12 protein-coding genes are annotated in these 15,565 nt (G+C 69.1%); 5 read left to right on the forward strand and 7 right to left on the reverse strand.

Translation table 11 applies throughout. The features are described from left to right. Window positions 1–361 precede the first annotated feature (361 nt). A complete protein-coding gene (locus F603_RS0120785) occupies window positions 362–4,150 on the forward strand; it encodes a glycoside hydrolase domain-containing protein (RefSeq protein ID WP_245600841.1) in 3,789 nt (1,262 codons plus the stop codon). Window positions 4,151–4,400: 250 nt separating this feature from the next. Here F603_RS0120785 and F603_RS0120790 read toward each other — a convergent pair whose 3' ends face one another. The 7 genes from F603_RS0120790 to F603_RS0120820 form a co-directional block, all read right to left on the reverse strand. Continuing rightward, a complete protein-coding gene (locus F603_RS0120790) occupies window positions 4,401–4,976 on the reverse strand; it encodes a TetR/AcrR family transcriptional regulator (protein ID WP_019547898.1) in 576 nt (191 codons plus the stop codon). A gap of 31 nt (window positions 4,977–5,007) precedes the next feature. Beyond that, window positions 5,008–6,177, reverse strand: coding sequence for a pyridoxal phosphate-dependent aminotransferase (locus tag F603_RS0120795; protein ID WP_019547899.1), 1,170 nt, complete (start codon window positions 6,175–6,177; stop codon window positions 5,008–5,010). Window positions 6,178–6,199: 22 nt separating this feature from the next. Further along, complete coding sequence (locus tag F603_RS0120800) at window positions 6,200–6,997, reverse strand: SDR family oxidoreductase (RefSeq protein ID WP_019547900.1); 798 nt, start codon at window positions 6,995–6,997, stop codon at window positions 6,200–6,202. A gap of 32 nt (window positions 6,998–7,029) precedes the next feature. After that, the gene (locus F603_RS0120805; RefSeq protein ID WP_019547901.1) at window positions 7,030–8,049 is read right to left on the reverse strand and encodes a 5-oxoprolinase subunit C family protein; all 1,020 of its coding nucleotides are present in this window, start codon (window positions 8,047–8,049) and stop codon (window positions 7,030–7,032) included. Next, a complete protein-coding gene (locus tag F603_RS0120810; RefSeq protein ID WP_019547902.1) occupies window positions 8,046–8,783 on the reverse strand; it encodes a 5-oxoprolinase subunit B family protein in 738 nt (245 codons plus the stop codon). The genes F603_RS0120805 and F603_RS0120810 overlap by 4 nt, the downstream gene beginning before the upstream one ends. Before the next feature lie 21 nt (window positions 8,784–8,804). After that, window positions 8,805–9,620, reverse strand: coding sequence for a LamB/YcsF family protein (locus tag F603_RS0120815; RefSeq protein ID WP_019547903.1), 816 nt, complete (start codon window positions 9,618–9,620; stop codon window positions 8,805–8,807). A gap of 95 nt (window positions 9,621–9,715) precedes the next feature. Beyond that, on the reverse strand, window positions 9,716–11,092 hold the full coding sequence (locus F603_RS0120820; RefSeq protein WP_019547904.1) for an MFS transporter: 1,377 nt from the start codon (window positions 11,090–11,092) through the stop codon (window positions 9,716–9,718). An 858-nt stretch (window positions 11,093–11,950) separates the two neighbouring features. Here F603_RS0120820 and F603_RS0120825 point away from each other — a divergent pair. The 4 genes from F603_RS0120825 to F603_RS0120840 all read left to right on the forward strand — a co-directional run bounded on the left by F603_RS0120825 (window position 11,951) and on the right by F603_RS0120840 (window position 15,514). Next, window positions 11,951–12,589, forward strand: coding sequence for an RraA family protein (locus F603_RS0120825; RefSeq protein ID WP_019547905.1), 639 nt, complete (start codon window positions 11,951–11,953; stop codon window positions 12,587–12,589). 86 nt (window positions 12,590–12,675) lie between these two features. Then, window positions 12,676–13,656 carry a D-2-hydroxyacid dehydrogenase gene (locus F603_RS0120830; protein WP_245600843.1) on the forward strand — a complete coding sequence of 327 codons (981 nt, stop codon included), beginning with the start codon at window positions 12,676–12,678 and terminating at the stop codon, window positions 13,654–13,656. A gap of 38 nt (window positions 13,657–13,694) precedes the next feature. Next, entirely contained in the window at window positions 13,695–14,465 is a 771-nt protein-coding gene (locus F603_RS0120835) for an SDR family oxidoreductase (protein WP_019547907.1), read from the forward strand. A 14-nt stretch (window positions 14,466–14,479) separates the two neighbouring features. Then, window positions 14,480–15,514 (forward strand): L-idonate 5-dehydrogenase, encoded by a 1,035-nt coding sequence (locus tag F603_RS0120840; RefSeq protein WP_019547908.1) that lies wholly within the window; start codon window positions 14,480–14,482, stop codon window positions 15,512–15,514. The last annotated feature ends 51 nt before the right edge of the window (window positions 15,515–15,565 follow it).

Below are 15,565 nucleotides of genomic sequence, written 5' to 3' on the forward strand. Positions count from 1 at the left end.
GAGCGTGGCCGTTCGCGTAGCCCGTAATGGGACATGCGGGTAGCGAAGGATGGCAGGTCAGCACGGAGATCTCGCCGATGCCCCGACGACGGGGACCAGGTGGGCGGTGTCGGTTGTTCCGCCTCGTACGTGCTGGATCAGGGCCTTAACTGCGAGGAAGCCGCGGCGAGTTCGTCCCGCGCCGTTGACAGCGGCCCCAGGAGGCGGCACGCTCACCTTCGGTCGTGATAACGGTAACACACGCCAGGTGCGCCGTGATCTCCGCGGGCCGCGCCCTCGCAGGGTGTCGTCGATCAGCCGCAGCGCCCTGCCCCAGCCGTGAGGAGCAGTGACGTCCGTGAGAGTTCGGTTGATCCGTCCGGTGACTGTGCTGTCTGCCGTGTTCGCCCTGTCGGTCGGCTCGACGACGGCGGTGAGCGCCGCAGGGGTTTCGCCCTCCGCAGCGGTGGATTCCCCTTCCGGCAAGGACTACGTGAAGCTGGTGGACCCGTGGGTGGAGTCCGACATCGCTCGGTTCTTCTACTTCCAGTCGGCGAGCCAGCCGTTCGGGATGGTCAAGTTGCGGCCGGACACCAGCACGCAGCAGACCCGGAACAGCGGCTACCACCGCAACGAGAACGAGGTGAAGGGGTTCAGCCACCTGCACGACTGGCAGCTTTCCGGAGTGCAGGTGATGCCGACGGCCGGCACCGACGTGCCCAAGCTCGAGGGCGACGAAGGCTGGCAGTCGCACGTGGACCACGACAACGGCGAGATCGCCGAACCCGGTTACCACAGGCTGCACCTCGACCGGTACGACATCGACGCCGAGCTGACCGCCACCGAGCGTGCCGGGTTGCACCGCTACACCTACAACAAGTCCGGGCCCGGCGAGATCCTCGTCAATCTCGGCGGCGAGCTGGGTGAGGCGGTGATGAAGAACGCGAAGGTCACCAAGGCCAGCGACCGCAGAGTCCGGGGCTATGTGGTGCAGCACGGTGAGGGGTACGAGAAGAAGCACGAGACGAAGCTGTTCTTCGACATCCGTTTCGACAAGCCGTTTGACTCGCTGCGCGGTTGGACCGACGGCGAGCTCGCCGATTCCGGTAAGCCCATCGAACAGGTCGCAGGCGACGACACGGGCGTCTACGCCCGTTACGACAACCTCAAGGCCGGCGAGCAGGTCCGGATGAAGGTGGGCCTGTCCCTCACCGGAACGGAAGGGGCGGCTCGGAACCTGAGCAGCGAGCTCCCCGGGTGGGACTTCGGGGCCGTCAAGAGGACGTCCCAGAAGCGTTGGAACGACATGCTCGGCCGTATCGACGTCTCAGGCGGCACTCATCGGCAGCAGGTCAAGTTCTACACCGACTTGTTCCATGCGCTCGCAGGCCGCAGCGCCATCAGCGACGTCGACGGAAAATACATGGACGACACCTGGGGCGCCGGCCGGGTCAAGCGGATTCCGCTCGGCAAGGGCGGCAAGCCCGAGTTCGCGATGTACAACTACGACGCGCTGTGGCTGACCCAGTGGAACCTCAACTCCGTTCTGGGGCTGGCCTATCCGGAGATCTACTCCAGTCTGGTCAAGTCGCAGTTGCAGATGTACAAGGACGGTGAGCTGCTGCCCCGCGGACCCGTTGCCGGCAACTACTCGATGGTGATGTCCGGGTCCCCTGTGACGTCGTTCATCACCGGCGCCCTCAACAAGGGCATCCGTGATTTCGACGTCGACCTCGCCTATGAGGCGATGCTGGATGCCCATTCCGTGGGCGGCCTGTTCGACAAGGCGTGGTTCGACTACGAGAACTGGGGGACAGGCGGAATCCGTGATTACCTCGACCGAGGCTATGTGTCCAACGGCACGACCGGGCAGGGCGCCGGCCAGACCCTCGAGTACGCACACCAGGACTGGGCGCTTGCCCAACTGGCAGGAAAGTTGGGCAAGAAGGGGATCAACGCCGCCCAGTACGCCGAGGCCGAGGCGTCGTCCGAGCTGGACGAGGCGCACGGCGCGGCCCGTGCCGTCGACGGCAGGCCCAGCCGTGCCCCCGACGACCGGCAGTGGGCGTCCAAGGGCGAGCGGCAGCCGTGGCTGGAGCTGACCTGGGAGAAGCCGCGTACGCTGCACAAGGTCAAGCTCAGTGACCGGCCGGAAGCCGGCAGCGACGTCGGCTCGGGCACGCTCGAGTTCTCCGACGGCTCCCGCGTCGACGTGCGGGACGTCCCGAAGGACGGCAAGGAGAAGACCGTCGCCTTCGCACCGCGCAAGGTGACGTCGGTGAAGTTCACCGCCACCGGCGGTCAGGGCACGAACGTGGGCCTGAACGAGTTCGAGGCCTGGGACGACACCGACGTCCACGCGTACTTGAAGGAACGGTCGACGAACTGGCGCAACCTGCACGACCCGGAGTCGGGATTCATCCGCCCCAAGAACGCCGACGGAAGCTGGCGCACGCCCTTCGACCCGCTCGCCGACGACGACTTCGTCGAGGCCAACTCGTGGCAGTCCACCTGGTTCACCACGCACGACGTGATGGGCATGGCGAACCTCATGGGCGGCGAGGAAACCTACGCCGACAAGCTCAACTACGCCTTCGAGCAGTCGGAGAAGGACGACTTCATCGGCAAGTACGGCGAGGGCTTCGTCTCCTACGGAAACCAACCGGGCCTGGAAATGGCCCACCTGTTCAACTACGTGGGCAAGCCATGGCTGTCCCAGCACTGGGTGCGGCAGGTGAAGGAGAAGACCTACGGCTCCACCAGCACAACCGACGGCTACGGCCACCATGACGAGGACCAGGGCCAGATGGGCTCCCTCAGCGCGCTGATGGCCATCGGCCTTTTCGAGGTCACCGGCGGCGGGCACGAGAACCCGGTCTACGACATCACCTCACCGGTCTTCGACGAGATCACCATCGATCTCAACGAGGACTACTACACGGGCGGCAAGTTCCGGATCGTCACCCACGGCAATTCGGCCGCGAACGAGTACATCCAGAAGGCCGAGCTCGACGGGGAAAAACTCGACAACGCCTTCTTCCGCCACGACGAGTTCGCCGACGGAGGGACTCTCGAGCTCTGGATGGGCGACAAGCCCAACAAGCACTGGGGCACGGAGCAACTCCCGCCCTCCGAGTCGAAATCCGAAGGCCGTACGCCCACCCACGTCTCGGACATCGTGATCGACGGTCCGAGGAAGCTGAGGGAGCCGTACGGTTCGGTGGACCTCGACGCCGCCGTCGAACCCGACGACGCGAACCTCAAGGAGGTGTCGTGGAAGGTCACGGAGCCCGACGGTTCACCGACGAAGAAGGCAACCATCGATCACGACGGAAAACTGACCGCCAACCACCGCAGCGGAAAGGTGCGGGTGACCGCCCGGTCGGCCGACAGCGGTGACGCACAGGCCTCCGCCCTCGTCGCGCTCGACCTCGACGTCAAGCTGCTCCGCGGCAACGCCGCTTGCCGGCCGGACGTCGAGGCCACCGCATCGTCGGAATACAGCGACGAGTACCCGGCAACGAATGTGTACGACGGGTGCGAGGGCGAGAGCGATGGCCAGAACGGTGACGGTAGTTGGGGCTCGGACGACGACTGGGCCTCCAAGGGCGAACGGGAACCATGGGTCCGGCTCGACTGGTCCGAAAAGATCCGAGCGGACCGGATCGTGCTGTCCGACCGCGAGACCAAGGACGACATCAAGGGCGGCGTGCTCACCTTTTCCGACGGCAGCGAAATCCGTGTCGACGACATTCCGGCAGGGGGCTCCAAGAAGGTCACGTTCGACATGAAGACGTTCGACTGGGTCCGCTTCACAGGCGAGGGCGGCGGTGAAGGCAACAACGGGCTTCGCGAGTTGGAGGTGCACTCCGTGCCCTCGGCCCCCGACGCACCTACCCGGGTCGTGGCCGAGCCCGCGGACGGCGGCGCAACCGTCACCTGGAAGGCGCCGGAGTTCAACGGCGGTGTCCCGATCACCGGTTACCTGATCACGCCCCACCGCAACGGCGAGGCACTGCACCCGATCCGTGCGGGGGCGCACGCCACCCGCGCAAAGGTGCCGGGCCTCGACGCCGGTGGGCGCTACACCTTCACCGTCACCGCCCGCACGATGGCCGGCCCCGGCGAAGCAAGCGAGCCCAGCGATCCGATCACCCCCGGCCGGAGCTGAAGCGGTCGACGGGGAGCACACCCCCCCTGCTCCCCGTCGGCCGCCGGCCCCGGCGGCGGGCATCGTTGCGGTACCACTGGTGCCGCAACGATGGCCTGCCCTCGGACAGCGCCCGCGCTGCAGCACGGCTCCGGCCGGCGAGTCCGTCGGTGGGGAGCCGCTGCCCCGTGACAGGCAGCGGCGTCAGGGCAGTTGGGACCCGGGGCATCCACCTGCCGTCCGGGTCCGAAAACGAGCAGGGTGAGGTGTGTCAGGACTCCTGGGTGGCCCAGCCGATCAGGGCGCCGCGCAGGGCGGCCACCAGGAGGGTGGCCGCTTCGTCCTCGGTGCGGCCGTTCTTGATGAGGTCGAAGATGTCCCGTGGGTCGAACAAGGCGTTCCACAGGAACAGGGCGTCATCTCCCAGGTCGCCGAGACCGAGGTCCTCGGTCGACTGGCGCAGGGGTTCGTCGAGTGCTTCGGCTTGCGGGGCGAGGTAGCCGGTACCTTCGCGCAGCCGCTCGAGGTAGCCACGGTGCGAGCGCATCTGGACCATCGCGCCGCCGTGCTCGATGACGAGGGAGACCCAGTGGCGGGAGACCGCCTCCAGGCGGGCCATGCCTCGGGTGGTCTGCTGTGCGCTGAAGTCGCGTAGCTGGGACCCTACTTGGGCGCGGAAGGCGTGCAGGATCTCCTCGACGGAGGAGAAGTGGCGGTAGGCCGTCGCGGTCGACACCTCGGCATGCTTGGCGATCTCGGCCAGGCTGACCGGCGTCGGTGAGTTCTCGAACAGCCGGGCGGCGGCTTGGACGAGGTGCCTGCGGTTGCGCTCGGTGTCGCTGCGCATGGGGCGACTCCTCGGTACGTCGGGGGGATGGTCACGCCAGGTCGGCAAGGCCCTGAGCGAGTCGGCGGAGACCTTCGGTGATCTGCTGCGGATTGGCAGCGTACGACAGCCTCAGGTGCCCCTCGCCGCACGCGCCGAACTCGCTTCCGGGACGCACCGCGACCCCGTGTGCGCGCAGGGCGGTGACGACGTCCGCTGAGGGCAAGTCCAGTTCGTAGCGCGGGAATTGGTAGAACGCACCCTCCGGCGCGCTGGGGGTGAGGCCGGGGATCCCGGACAGCGTCCGACTCATGATCTCGCGGCGTTCCTCGTAGGCCGTACGCATGCGGGCCACGTCCGCTTCGCAGCTTTGCACGGCGGCGAGCGCGGCATCCTGCGCGACGGTGTTCAGGGAACCGTTGAAGGTGTTGTGGATACGGGCAGCGGCGTGGACGAGGTCCGTGGGCCCCGAAAGATATCCCACTCGCCAGCCGGTCATGGCGTAGCTCTTGGAGAAGGTCTGGCAGTACACGGTGCGCTCGCGCAAGCCGTCGACGGAGAGTGCCGAGGTGAAGGGCCTGCCGCTGTAGTTGAGGTCGGCGTAGGCCTCGTCGGAGAGGACGATCGTGGAGGTGCCGTCGAGTAGCTCGGCGAGCACGGCAAGCTCGTCGTGGCTGTGGACGATGCCGGTGGGGTTACTGGGGTTGCAGAAGACGAACAGCCGCGCGTCGCTGAGGGCGTGGGCGAGCCGGTCGAGGTCCCAGTGCAGATCGGAGGCGAGCGGGACGGGGACGACGGTGCCTCCGGCCATGCTGACCAGGTCGGCGTAGAGGGAGTAGGTGGGGTCGGGGATGACCACCTTGTCGCCGGGGTTGACGATGCCGAGAATCGAGGCCGCCAGGCCGGCCGTTCCTCCTTGGGTGACGAGGATGTCGGCGGCGCCGACCGGTGTTCCTGCGAGGCCGGTGAGTTTCTCGGCGAGCGCCTCGCGTAGCGCGGGCTCGCCGAGAAGCGGCGAGTAGTGAGTGCGTCCGGCGCTCAGTGCGGCACGGGCGGCTTCGGTTACCGCCTCGGGGGTGTCGAAGTCCGGCTCGCCCATCGACAGGGAGACCAAGTCGTCCCGGGATTGGGGCTGTTGGGTACGGCGGGACGCGGCGGCGATCCGGGCGGCGGCGTCGGCGGCGGCGAAGCGGGCAGGCTGGGCGGTGGCGGTGGGCGGCATGCGGGTCTCCGAAAAGGTGTGGTCAGGTCTGCGGTGCCGATCCGGCGGGCGCTCCCGCCCACCGGCTGATCTCCAGGTCGCCGGAGGTGTCGCGCTGCCGGGTGGGGGCGACGGTCATCTCCTGCAGCACGACGCGCTGGGGCAGGAGGACGGCGAGACGGATCGCCTCGGCCACATCCACGGGCCGCAGCATGTGCGTCCGCTCCTCCGGGGCCGGCGGGCGGGCCCGGCCGTCGAGGAGGGGGGTGTCCGCCTCGCCCGGCAGCACGGTGATCGCGCGCAGCCCCTGGTGGCGGAAGGTGTTGTGCAGGAAGGTCATGAAGTTGCGCACCCCGGCTTTGGCTGCGCCGTAGGCGGCGCCGCCGAGCAGGTTGGGGTTGGTCGCGGCGAGCGAGGAGACGGTCACGATGGTGCCGGTGCCGCGGTCGAGCATGTCGGGCAGGACGGCCTGGGTGAGTTGGAAGACGGCCGTCAGGTTCACCTCGAGGACCTGGCGCCACTCCTCGGCCGGGAGCCACCGCGGGTTGAGCACCGAGGAGGAGCCGCCTGCGCTGTTCACCAGGATGTCCACGGGGCCGAGTTGGGCGTGTACCTCGTCTATGACCTGGGTGATCTCTTCGGAGCTGGTCACGTCGGCGGCCAGGGGCAGGGCCCGGCCGCCCTCGGCTCGCAGGCCGTCCGCCACCGCGTCGAGCGCCTGCTGACGGCGGCCCAGCAGGACGACGGTGACGCCGTCTCGGGCCAGTAGGCGCGCGGTCTCCAACCCCATGCCGCTGCCTGCTCCCGTGATGATCGCTGTCTTGTCGGCCGACGCCGTCACCGCGTCCCTTTCGTCGATTTGAGATGGGAATTTCAAGTGAGAATAGCTTCTCGATTTGTGGTGGACAAGGGTGCCTCGAAGCCGCGGGCGCCGAACGCCTCGACGACCGCGCGTTCCAGCGCACCCACTTCGGCGTCGCGCTGGGCGCAGTGGCGCAGCGAGGTCTCCCGGTCGATCCACCGGAACCTCAACTGCCGCCCGGGGCCTGCCTGTCCGAGCAAGGGCAGGCAGGCCCGGGAGGTCACGCCGACGATCGGGTAGCCGGCGGTCAGGCTCCGATAGCGGCCGAGCACGATCAGCTCGTCCGCATGCGGTATCTGCAGCGCTCCGATGGGCACTCCCTGCGAGACGATCTCGGTGTCGCCCTCCGGGTGCCGGACGGGGCCTTCGAGCCGCAAGCCCACGTGATCGGAGCGCGGGGTGACGAGGTAGCTCGACTCCTCCAGCAACTCCCGGATGCCGGCGATGGTGTCGGTGCCGTGGCTCGCGAGGACATCGACGGTCCAGGCGCCCTCGCCGAAGTGCGGTACGGGGACGGGCAGCCGGAACAGCGGCGGCTCGAACCCGCGGCGGAATCCGCGGAACTGCGTGTCCACCAGCATCCGTTGCCCCTCGGCGAGGAGTTGCCCGAAGCCCATGCGGGGGTCCGGGGCCACGCTGCCCAGCAGGGTTCCGGCACGAAACGTGCCGCTGACGGCGAGGTAGGTGCGCATCCCCCGAGCGAGGTCGGCGCGTACCCGGACCTCCTGTCCGGCCGGCACGAACAGCGGGGACCAGGGCCGGGCGGGCGCTCCCGCGACCGTGACCTCCGCGGGTGCGCCGGTGACCGCGAGGAGGACGTCGGCGTCGGGAACCAGGGCGAGTTCACCCCCCAGGTTCTCGAGCAGCGCCGCGCCCCGCGCGTTGCCCACCAGCACGTTCGCGATCGTCGCCGAGTGCTGGTCGGCCGCCCCGCCGGTCGGCACCCCGCGTCGCTCGGAGTCGCGGCGACCGAGGTCCTGGAAGGTGGTCACCCACCCGGAATTCGTGATCTCCAACGCCACGGTCGTCATGTCGGCTCCTTCTCCGGCAGCAGGAAGCCGGCCTCCCGCGCCGCCACCGCGTCCGGCGTGACGGGTACGAAGCGCACCACGTCGCCGGGGGCGAAGGAGACGGGCTCGGGGCGGGAGATGTCGACGATCGTGTGCGGGGTACGGCCGACGACCCGCCACCCGGTGGGGCCGGGAAACGGCTGGATGATCGCGTCCGTACCGGCGAGCATCACCGACCCGGGCACGACGTCGGTGCGCGGCTCGGCGCGACGGCGCAGCGGCCGCGGCACCTCGAGCCCGCCCATCATCGGCGCCATCGCCGCGCCCAGCAGGGAGATGGTGAGCGTCGACTGGGCGATGGCCTCGACGACGTCCGTGGGCGTGCAGCCCAACTCCTCGGCCACCGACGCCAGATCGGGCCCCGTCTCCTCGTCGAAGACGACGGGGATGGCGAAGGTACGCACCGACCGCGCACCGGGGAGGTCCTCGGCGGGGGAGGGCGCCCACTGCGCCACCAGGCGGGCCGCGTACGCGACGTGCTCCAGCGCGATCCGGAGCGGGTCGAACTCGATGAGCAGCGACTCCAGGCCGGAGACGACGTCGAGGACACCGTGCGGGCGGTGGGCGAGGAATCGATCGCGGAAGGCGATGATCCCGGCCCTGCGGGCCGACTGGTGCGGATGCGGAATGGTCACCATCGCCGCCGAGTCCCCGAAGGGCTCGACGGTGATGGCGCCGTACTGTGCAGTGGTCATCTGCGTGCGCGCCAGCCCCCGTCAACCCGCCATCGACGACTGCGACTTCTCCGCCTTCTCGGCCAGGACTTCCTGCAAGCCGGTGACGCGGATGCCCTCGGCGTCCAGCGCGGCCCGCAGCGCGGTGCCGTTCTGCAGGACGGAGGGGTGGTCACCGTGGAGCAGCAGGACATCGGCGTCGTGGCCGAGCGGGACCACGTTGCCGTCCACGGAGCGCACAGTGCCCTCGCGCACCACCTGCTTGCAGCGCTCGCCGATCAGCTCGGGATCGTGGAGGAGACCGCCCTCGTGCGAGCGGGGAACGGGCATGCCGTCGTCCCCGTAACCGCGGTCGGCCAGGAAGACGTAGCCGACCTCCAGGCCACGCTTGCGCGACTCCTCCGCCAGCAGGCCGCGTTGGCAGATGACGAGGTAGTCCTTGTTGTAGGCAGCGACCGCGTCGGTGATCGCTCGTGCGTGCTTGGCGTCGGTCTGTGCGATCGACCCCATGCGCCCGTGCGGTGCCACGTGGCTGATGGACCCGCCGTGCACCCGTGCGAAGGCGTCGAGCGCGCCGAGCTGGTAGAGCACATCGGTGCGGATCTCCTCTTCGGTCGCCTCGATCAGGCGGCGACCGAAGCCGACGAGGTCGGGATAGCCGGGGTGGGCGCCCAGCTCGATGCCGCGCTCGACGCAGTCGGCCACGGTGCGGTCCATGACGCGCGGATCGCCGCCGTGGAAGCCGCAGGCGATGTTCGAGGAGCTGACGAGGCCGAGCAGCGCCTCGTCGTCGCCGATGGTGTAGTTGCCGAAGCTCTCGCCGAGGTCGGCGACGACGGCTACGGAGTTGATGCCCATGCTGTCTCCTGTGTTGCGAGGGCGGGTGGTTCACGTGTGACACAGCGTCCCGTACCAACTCCGGGGAGCCCCTCGGAGGTTGAACGAGCTCTGGGTCAGTTGACGGCCAGCGGCTTGCCCTTCGTCTCCCGTACGAAGACGAGCGAGCCCAGTGTGATCAGGGCGGTGAGGATCGAGGCGTAGGCGGGCACGAGGGCGGAGCCGGTCGCCTCGCTCAGCTCGGTCATCACCAGCGGGGCGCTGCCGCCGAAGATGATCGTCGAGATGCTGAAGCCGATGCTGTACGCCGAGTAGCGCACGGTGGTCGGGAACATCTCCGCGAGCACGGTGTGGATGACCGCGGCGTGCCCGGAGAAGGCCGCGGCCAGTACGACGGTGCCGACGCAGGCGAGCCCGAACTCGCCGGTGGCGATGAGCAGAAACATCGGGTAAGAGGCAACCGCCATGGCGATCGCGGACCCGGCGAGGACGGGTTTGCGTCCGACGCGGTCCGAGACCCGGGCCATCAACGGGATGCAGACGGCTATGACCAGCAGGCTGACCACGGTGACGGTCAGCGCCCCCAGCATCGAGAAGTTGGACTCGCCGAGTGACGTCTTCAGATACGTGGGCATGTAGACGAACAGCAGGTAGTAGCCGGGGCCGTTGAGGGCGGGCAGGAAGATCGTCAGCACGATGGCCCTGAGGTGGCGGGGTGAACCCAGGGCCTCCCGCAGCGGGTTGCGCCTCACGCTGTCCTGGTTGCGCAGCGCCTTGAAGTGCGGGGTTTCCTCCAGGCGGCGGCGGATGTAGAAGCCGATGTAGCCGAGCGGTACGGCAAGCAGGAACGGTACTCGCCAGGCCCAGGAGGTCATCGCGTCGTCGCCGAGCGCCGTGATGAGGACCGCGGACAGGGCGCTGCCCACCATCAGTGCCACGAAAGAGCCCACCGCGATGAAGCTCATCATGAAGTTGCGGCGGTGGTCAGGCGCGTACTCGCCGACGAACGACATGGCGCCCGCCACCTCGCCGCCTGCGGAGAAGCCCTGGAGCACACGCAGCAGGACGAGCAGAACCGGCGCGGCGATCCCGATGACCGAGGAGGAGGGGATCAGACCGATGGCCGCTGTGGAAGCGGAGATGAGCACCAACAGGGTGGCGAGCAGGCGCTGTCGGCCCAGCTTGTCTCCGAGGTAGCCGCAGATGACGCTGCCGAAGGGCCGGGCCACGAAACTGACCAGGAAACCGAGGTTGGTCAGGAAGAGGCCGCCCGCGTCGGCGTCCCCCATGATGCTGATCGCCAGGTAGGTGACCAGCAGGCCGTAGATGCCGTAGTCGTACCACTCGACGAAAGACCCGATCGCGCCGGCGACGGTGGCCTTGCGGACGGCCTCACCCTCGACGGGAGCGACGACGTCCGGTGCCGAAGTCGCGCCCTCCGAAGCGGCGTTGTGACGTTCTGAGGTGGCGCGGAGCCGATCTGGTGTGGTCATACGCGTTCACTTTCGGTGTCGCGGACTCCCGGGCGGTGTCCTGGGGATCGGGCGGGCGCTGAACGTGGCTGCTGCCGACAGTCCTGCATGCCTGAACTTCCTCGCGCCCCGAGGCACGCCTGTGCACCAGGGCTTGAAGCAGAGGACGACGGCGGTGGGTTGAGGCCGATTCGCGCACCGGGGTGGGGCTGGCGCAGAGAGAACGGAGAAGGCTGAGCAGCAGCAAATGAGGCCGAGTTGCGACTTGAATCGCGAATGAGAATAGGTTCGCGGTTCTCGGACGGTCAAGAGGTTGTCCGGTCCGGCGGTTGCTCCCTTGCCGCTCCCTCCGTGTCTTGCAGGTTTCCCACGCGAACGGGAGGCGGTCCGACGGTGGCGGCGGGGAAGCCCGTGGTGTCCCGGAGAGCGGCCGACACCTGGAAGTTGGCGGTGGTGGACGCGCGCTCGCGTTCTCCGCCGCCAGTACGGGGGTGTCTCCGTGCTCGCCGCTCCAGGGAGCGGCCGCGGCGTTCGACGACTTCGGCGACCGATCGACCGCCTCTTGTTTCCCGTCGCCGACGGAGGCAGACTGATTCTCGCGAAACGCGAAAGTTTTCGCAGTTCCCTGGGAGGGGTCATGCCCTCTTCCCTGTCCGCCGCAGTCCACGCGCCACCGCGCCCCTACAGGAACGCGCGTACCAACTCGACGCTTACGCAGGCGTTTTGACGCGTACCTCTCGTCCTGACACGTCAACCCGTGCAGACCATGCCGCAAGGCCGACCTCGCCGCACCGCTCCGCCCGGGCGGCGGGCGAGGCGAACAAGCGGCGCAGCAGACCGCTCTGCCACCCGCAGATCCGACCTCCCCTAAGGAGCCCGATGTCCCAGGACAACCTGCGTACCAACACCACGTGGGAGCGCGTCGACCGCGTAGTGCTGGACCGCTTCCGCGCACACTCGGTGGCCAACCTCGGGGACGCCCTCGATCGGCTGAACATCGTCGACGGCGGCATCGGCCCTGTCTGGAACGGCGCCAAGGCGGTCGGTACCGCGCTTCCTGTGCTCTCCGTGGCGGGCGACAACAAGGCCGTGATCGCGGCGGTGGAGCACATACGGCCCGGCGACATGGTGGTCATCAACGCCTTCGGCTACGACGGTCGCGCCATCATGGGAGACAACCTCGCTCAGCGATTCGCCGTCCACGGGGCTGCCGGCGCAGTCGTCGACGGCTATGTGCGTGACGGCGCCATCGTCGAAGACCTCCCCTTCCCGGTCTTCGCCCGCGGCCTCACACCCGCGGGCCCCTTCAAGAACGGGCCGGGCACGATCGGCGAACCGGTCGCCGTGGGAGGCGTCGTGGTGAACCCGGGGGACATCGTCGCCGCCGACGGCGATGGCGTCATTGTCATTCCGCCGCACCGTGCTCACGAAGCACTCGCGGCGGTGGAGGAGATCGTCGCCCGTGAGCAGCGACTGGACGCCGAGGTCGCGGCCCTCCGGGCCGGGGCGCCCCAGTGAGCGCCCCTCGGGGCGCACCGGACGACCGTCTGCGAGTGGCGGTCGCCGCGCCCCTTTCGAAGGAAAACTGCGCACACATCCGGTACTTGGAGCCGAGGATCGACCTCGTGGTGGACCATGCGCTGCTGCCTCCGATGCGCTGGCCCGCCGACTTCGCGGGAGACCCCGAGTGGCGGCGCACCCCCGAGCAACAGCGCGCCTACGAGGCCGCGATCGACTCCGCCGACGCCCTGTACGGCATCCCTGACGTCGACCCCGCAGCCCTGGCACGTGCCGTACGGGCCAATCCGCGGCTGCGGTGGGTGCACACCATGGCCGCAGGCGGCGGCGGGCAGGTCAGGGCCGCCGGGCTGAACGACGAGGAACTCGACCGGGTCGCCTTCACCACCTCCGCCGGTGTGCACGGGCGCCCGCTGGCCGAGTTCGCCGTCTTCGGGGTGCTCGCGGGTGCCAAGCATCTGCACCGCCTGCAACGTCAGCAGCGCGCTCGGGAATGGACAGGCCGCTGGCCGATGGGCCAGGTGAGCCGTCAGACCGTGCTCGTACTGGGCCTCGGTGGCATCGGCCGTGCCGTGACGGCCTCGCTCCACGCTTTGGGCGCCACGGTCGTCGGCGCCAACCGAAGCGGCAGCACCGTTCCGGGCGTGGACGAGATGGTGCACCCCGACCGCCTCGCCGACGCCGCCCCTGCCGTGGACGCCGTGGTGAACACGCTGCCCGGCACCGACGCGAGCGAGCACCTGCTCGGCAAGGAGTTCTTCACCGCGCTCAAGCCAGGCTGCACGCTCGTCAACGTCGGCCGCGGAAGCGTCGTGGACGAGGCTGCGCTGCTCGACGCGCTCGACTCCGGCCGCGTCGGCTTCGCGGTGCTGGACGTGTTCGAGACCGAGCCGCTGCCCGCCCGCAGCCCGCTCTGGGAGCACGAACGGGTGCTGGTGAGCCCGCACACCGCGGCACTCGATGCGTCGGAAGACCGCCGCATCGCCGAACTCTTCGCTGCCAACGCCACTCGACTCCTCGACGACCAAGGGCTCCTCAACCGCGTCGACACCGTCGAGTTCTACTGACGCACGCCTTCTCCGAACGACCTGGAAGACCACCGCACATGACTTCTCCTTTCGACCTCACCGGCAAGATCATCCTGGTCACCGGATCGAGCCGCGGCATCGGGCTCGGCATCGCCACCGGCCTCGCGGAGGCCGGAGCCACTCTCGTCCTCAACGGCACCGACTCCGTACGCCTCGAAGCGACTCGCGCCTCCCTCGCACAGCGCTTCGGCGAAGACCGCGTCGCAGCCCGCGCCTTCGACATCCTCGACGAGGACGCCGTCGCCTCCGCCCTCGCCTCCGTCACCTCCGACGTCGGCCCGCTGGACGTGTTGGTGAACAACGCCGGCGTCCAGCACCGCGAACCGCTGGTGGAGGTGAGCCGCGAGGACTGGCAGCGCGTGGTCGACACCAACCTCACCGGCTCCTTCGTCGTAGGCCGCCACGTCGCGCGGCAGATGCTGCCGCGCCGGAGCGGAAAGATCATCAACATCTGCTCGGTGCAGACCGACCTGGCCCGACCGACCATCGGCCCCTACACCGCTGCCAAGGGCGCCCTGCGGAACCTCACTCGGGCCATGACGGCTGAGTGGGCCGGCGAAGGACTACAGATCAACGGCATCGCGCCCGGATACATCCACACGGAGATGACGCAGAACCTCGTCGACGACGAAGAGTTCAACTCCTGGATTCTGAGCCGCACTCCGGCGCGGCGGTGGGGGACGGTGGCCGACGTCGTCGGCCCCGCGGTGTGGCTCGCCTCCAGCGCCTCCGACTACGTCAACGGCCAAGTCGTCTTTGTCGACGGCGGTATGACGGCTGTCGTCTGAGAGGGGAACCGTCCATGCCCACCCGCACCACCACCGCCGTCGTCGCGCACGCCGCCGACGACGTCCGAGTCGATCGGATCGCCCTGCCCGACCCCGAGCCGCACGAAGCGGTCGTCGCCGTGGCGTACGGCGGCATCTGCGGCTCCGACCTCCACTACTGGAAGCACGGCGCCGTGGGCGAATCCGTGCTGCGCGCACCCATGGTCCTCGGGCACGAAGTCGTCGGCACCGTCGTGCAGTCGGCGACCGACGGCAGCGGCCCGGTGACGGGCACCTGCGTCGCGGTCCACCCGGCGAGACACGAGCCGGACGCCACCCGCTTCCCTCCTGAACGGCCCAATCTCTCGCCCGGAGTGCGTTATCTGGGCTCGGCCGCCCGCTTCCCGCACACAGAAGGTGCGTTCGCCCGCGAGGTCGTACTGCCCGCGGCGATGCTGCGCGCGCTTCCCGACGGAACCCCCCTGCGTACTGCCGCGTTGGCGGAGCCGGCGGCCGTCGCCTGGCACGCCGTTGCTCAAGCGGGCGACCTGGCCGGTAAACGCGTCCTGGTCATCGGCAGCGGACCCATCGGTGCCCTCGCCGTCGCGGTCGCCGCTCGGTCCGGCGCCGGCGAGGTCGTCGCCGTCGACCTGCACGACAAGCCGCGCGAGATCGCGGTCGAGGTCGGCGCGACGCGCACCCTCCATGCAAACGACCACGAGGCCATCGCCGCCGTCGACGCCGACGTGGTCATCGAATCCTCCGGCAACCACCGGGGCTTGGCGTCTGCGCTCAAGGGCGCCACTCGGGGCGGCACGGTCGTCATGGTGGGCCTCCTGCCCGGTGGTGACCAGCCTGTGCCGATCGCACACGCCCTCACGCGAGGGTTGCACCTGGTCGGCTCATTCCGCTTCCACGACGAGATCGACGAAGTGATCCCCGCGATCGCCGACGGGTCCCTGCCCATCGAGCCGGTCATCACGCACACGTTCCCCGCCGCCGAGGCGCTCCGGGCTTTCGCCCTCGCCTCGGACCCCTCCGTCTCGAGCAAGGTCCTCCTGACGTTCTGAGAGGGTCCCTGGTGTGCCCGCCTTTCGCGCAGGCACTCCATGGTCCCGCGG

It is taken from the genome of Streptomyces sulphureus DSM 40104, from assembly GCF_000381025.1.
Taxonomy (GTDB): Bacteria; Actinomycetota; Actinomycetes; order Streptomycetales; family Streptomycetaceae; genus Streptomyces; species Streptomyces sulphureus.

Excerpts from the sequence above, each read along its gene's own strand:
- F603_RS0120790 (WP_019547898.1), bottom strand. The coding sequence starts at position 4,976 with ATGCGCAGCGACACCGAGCGCAACCGCAGGCACCTCGTCCAAGCCGCC.
- F603_RS0120795 (WP_019547899.1), bottom strand. The coding sequence starts at position 6,177 with ATGCCGCCCACCGCCACCGCCCAGCCTGCCCGCTTCGCCGCCGCCGAC.
- F603_RS0120805 (WP_019547901.1), bottom strand. The coding sequence starts at position 8,049 with ATGACGACCGTGGCGTTGGAGATCACGAATTCCGGGTGGGTGACCACC.
- F603_RS0120810 (WP_019547902.1), bottom strand. The coding sequence starts at position 8,783 with ATGACCACTGCACAGTACGGCGCCATCACCGTCGAGCCCTTCGGGGAC.
- F603_RS0120815 (WP_019547903.1), bottom strand. The coding sequence starts at position 9,620 with ATGGGCATCAACTCCGTAGCCGTCGTCGCCGACCTCGGCGAGAGCTTC.
- F603_RS0120820 (WP_019547904.1), bottom strand. The coding sequence starts at position 11,092 with ATGACCACACCAGATCGGCTCCGCGCCACCTCAGAACGTCACAACGCC.
- F603_RS0120825 (WP_019547905.1), top strand. The coding sequence starts at position 11,951 with ATGTCCCAGGACAACCTGCGTACCAACACCACGTGGGAGCGCGTCGAC.
- F603_RS0120835 (WP_019547907.1), top strand. The coding sequence starts at position 13,695 with ATGACTTCTCCTTTCGACCTCACCGGCAAGATCATCCTGGTCACCGGA.
- F603_RS0120840 (WP_019547908.1), top strand. The coding sequence starts at position 14,480 with ATGCCCACCCGCACCACCACCGCCGTCGTCGCGCACGCCGCCGACGAC.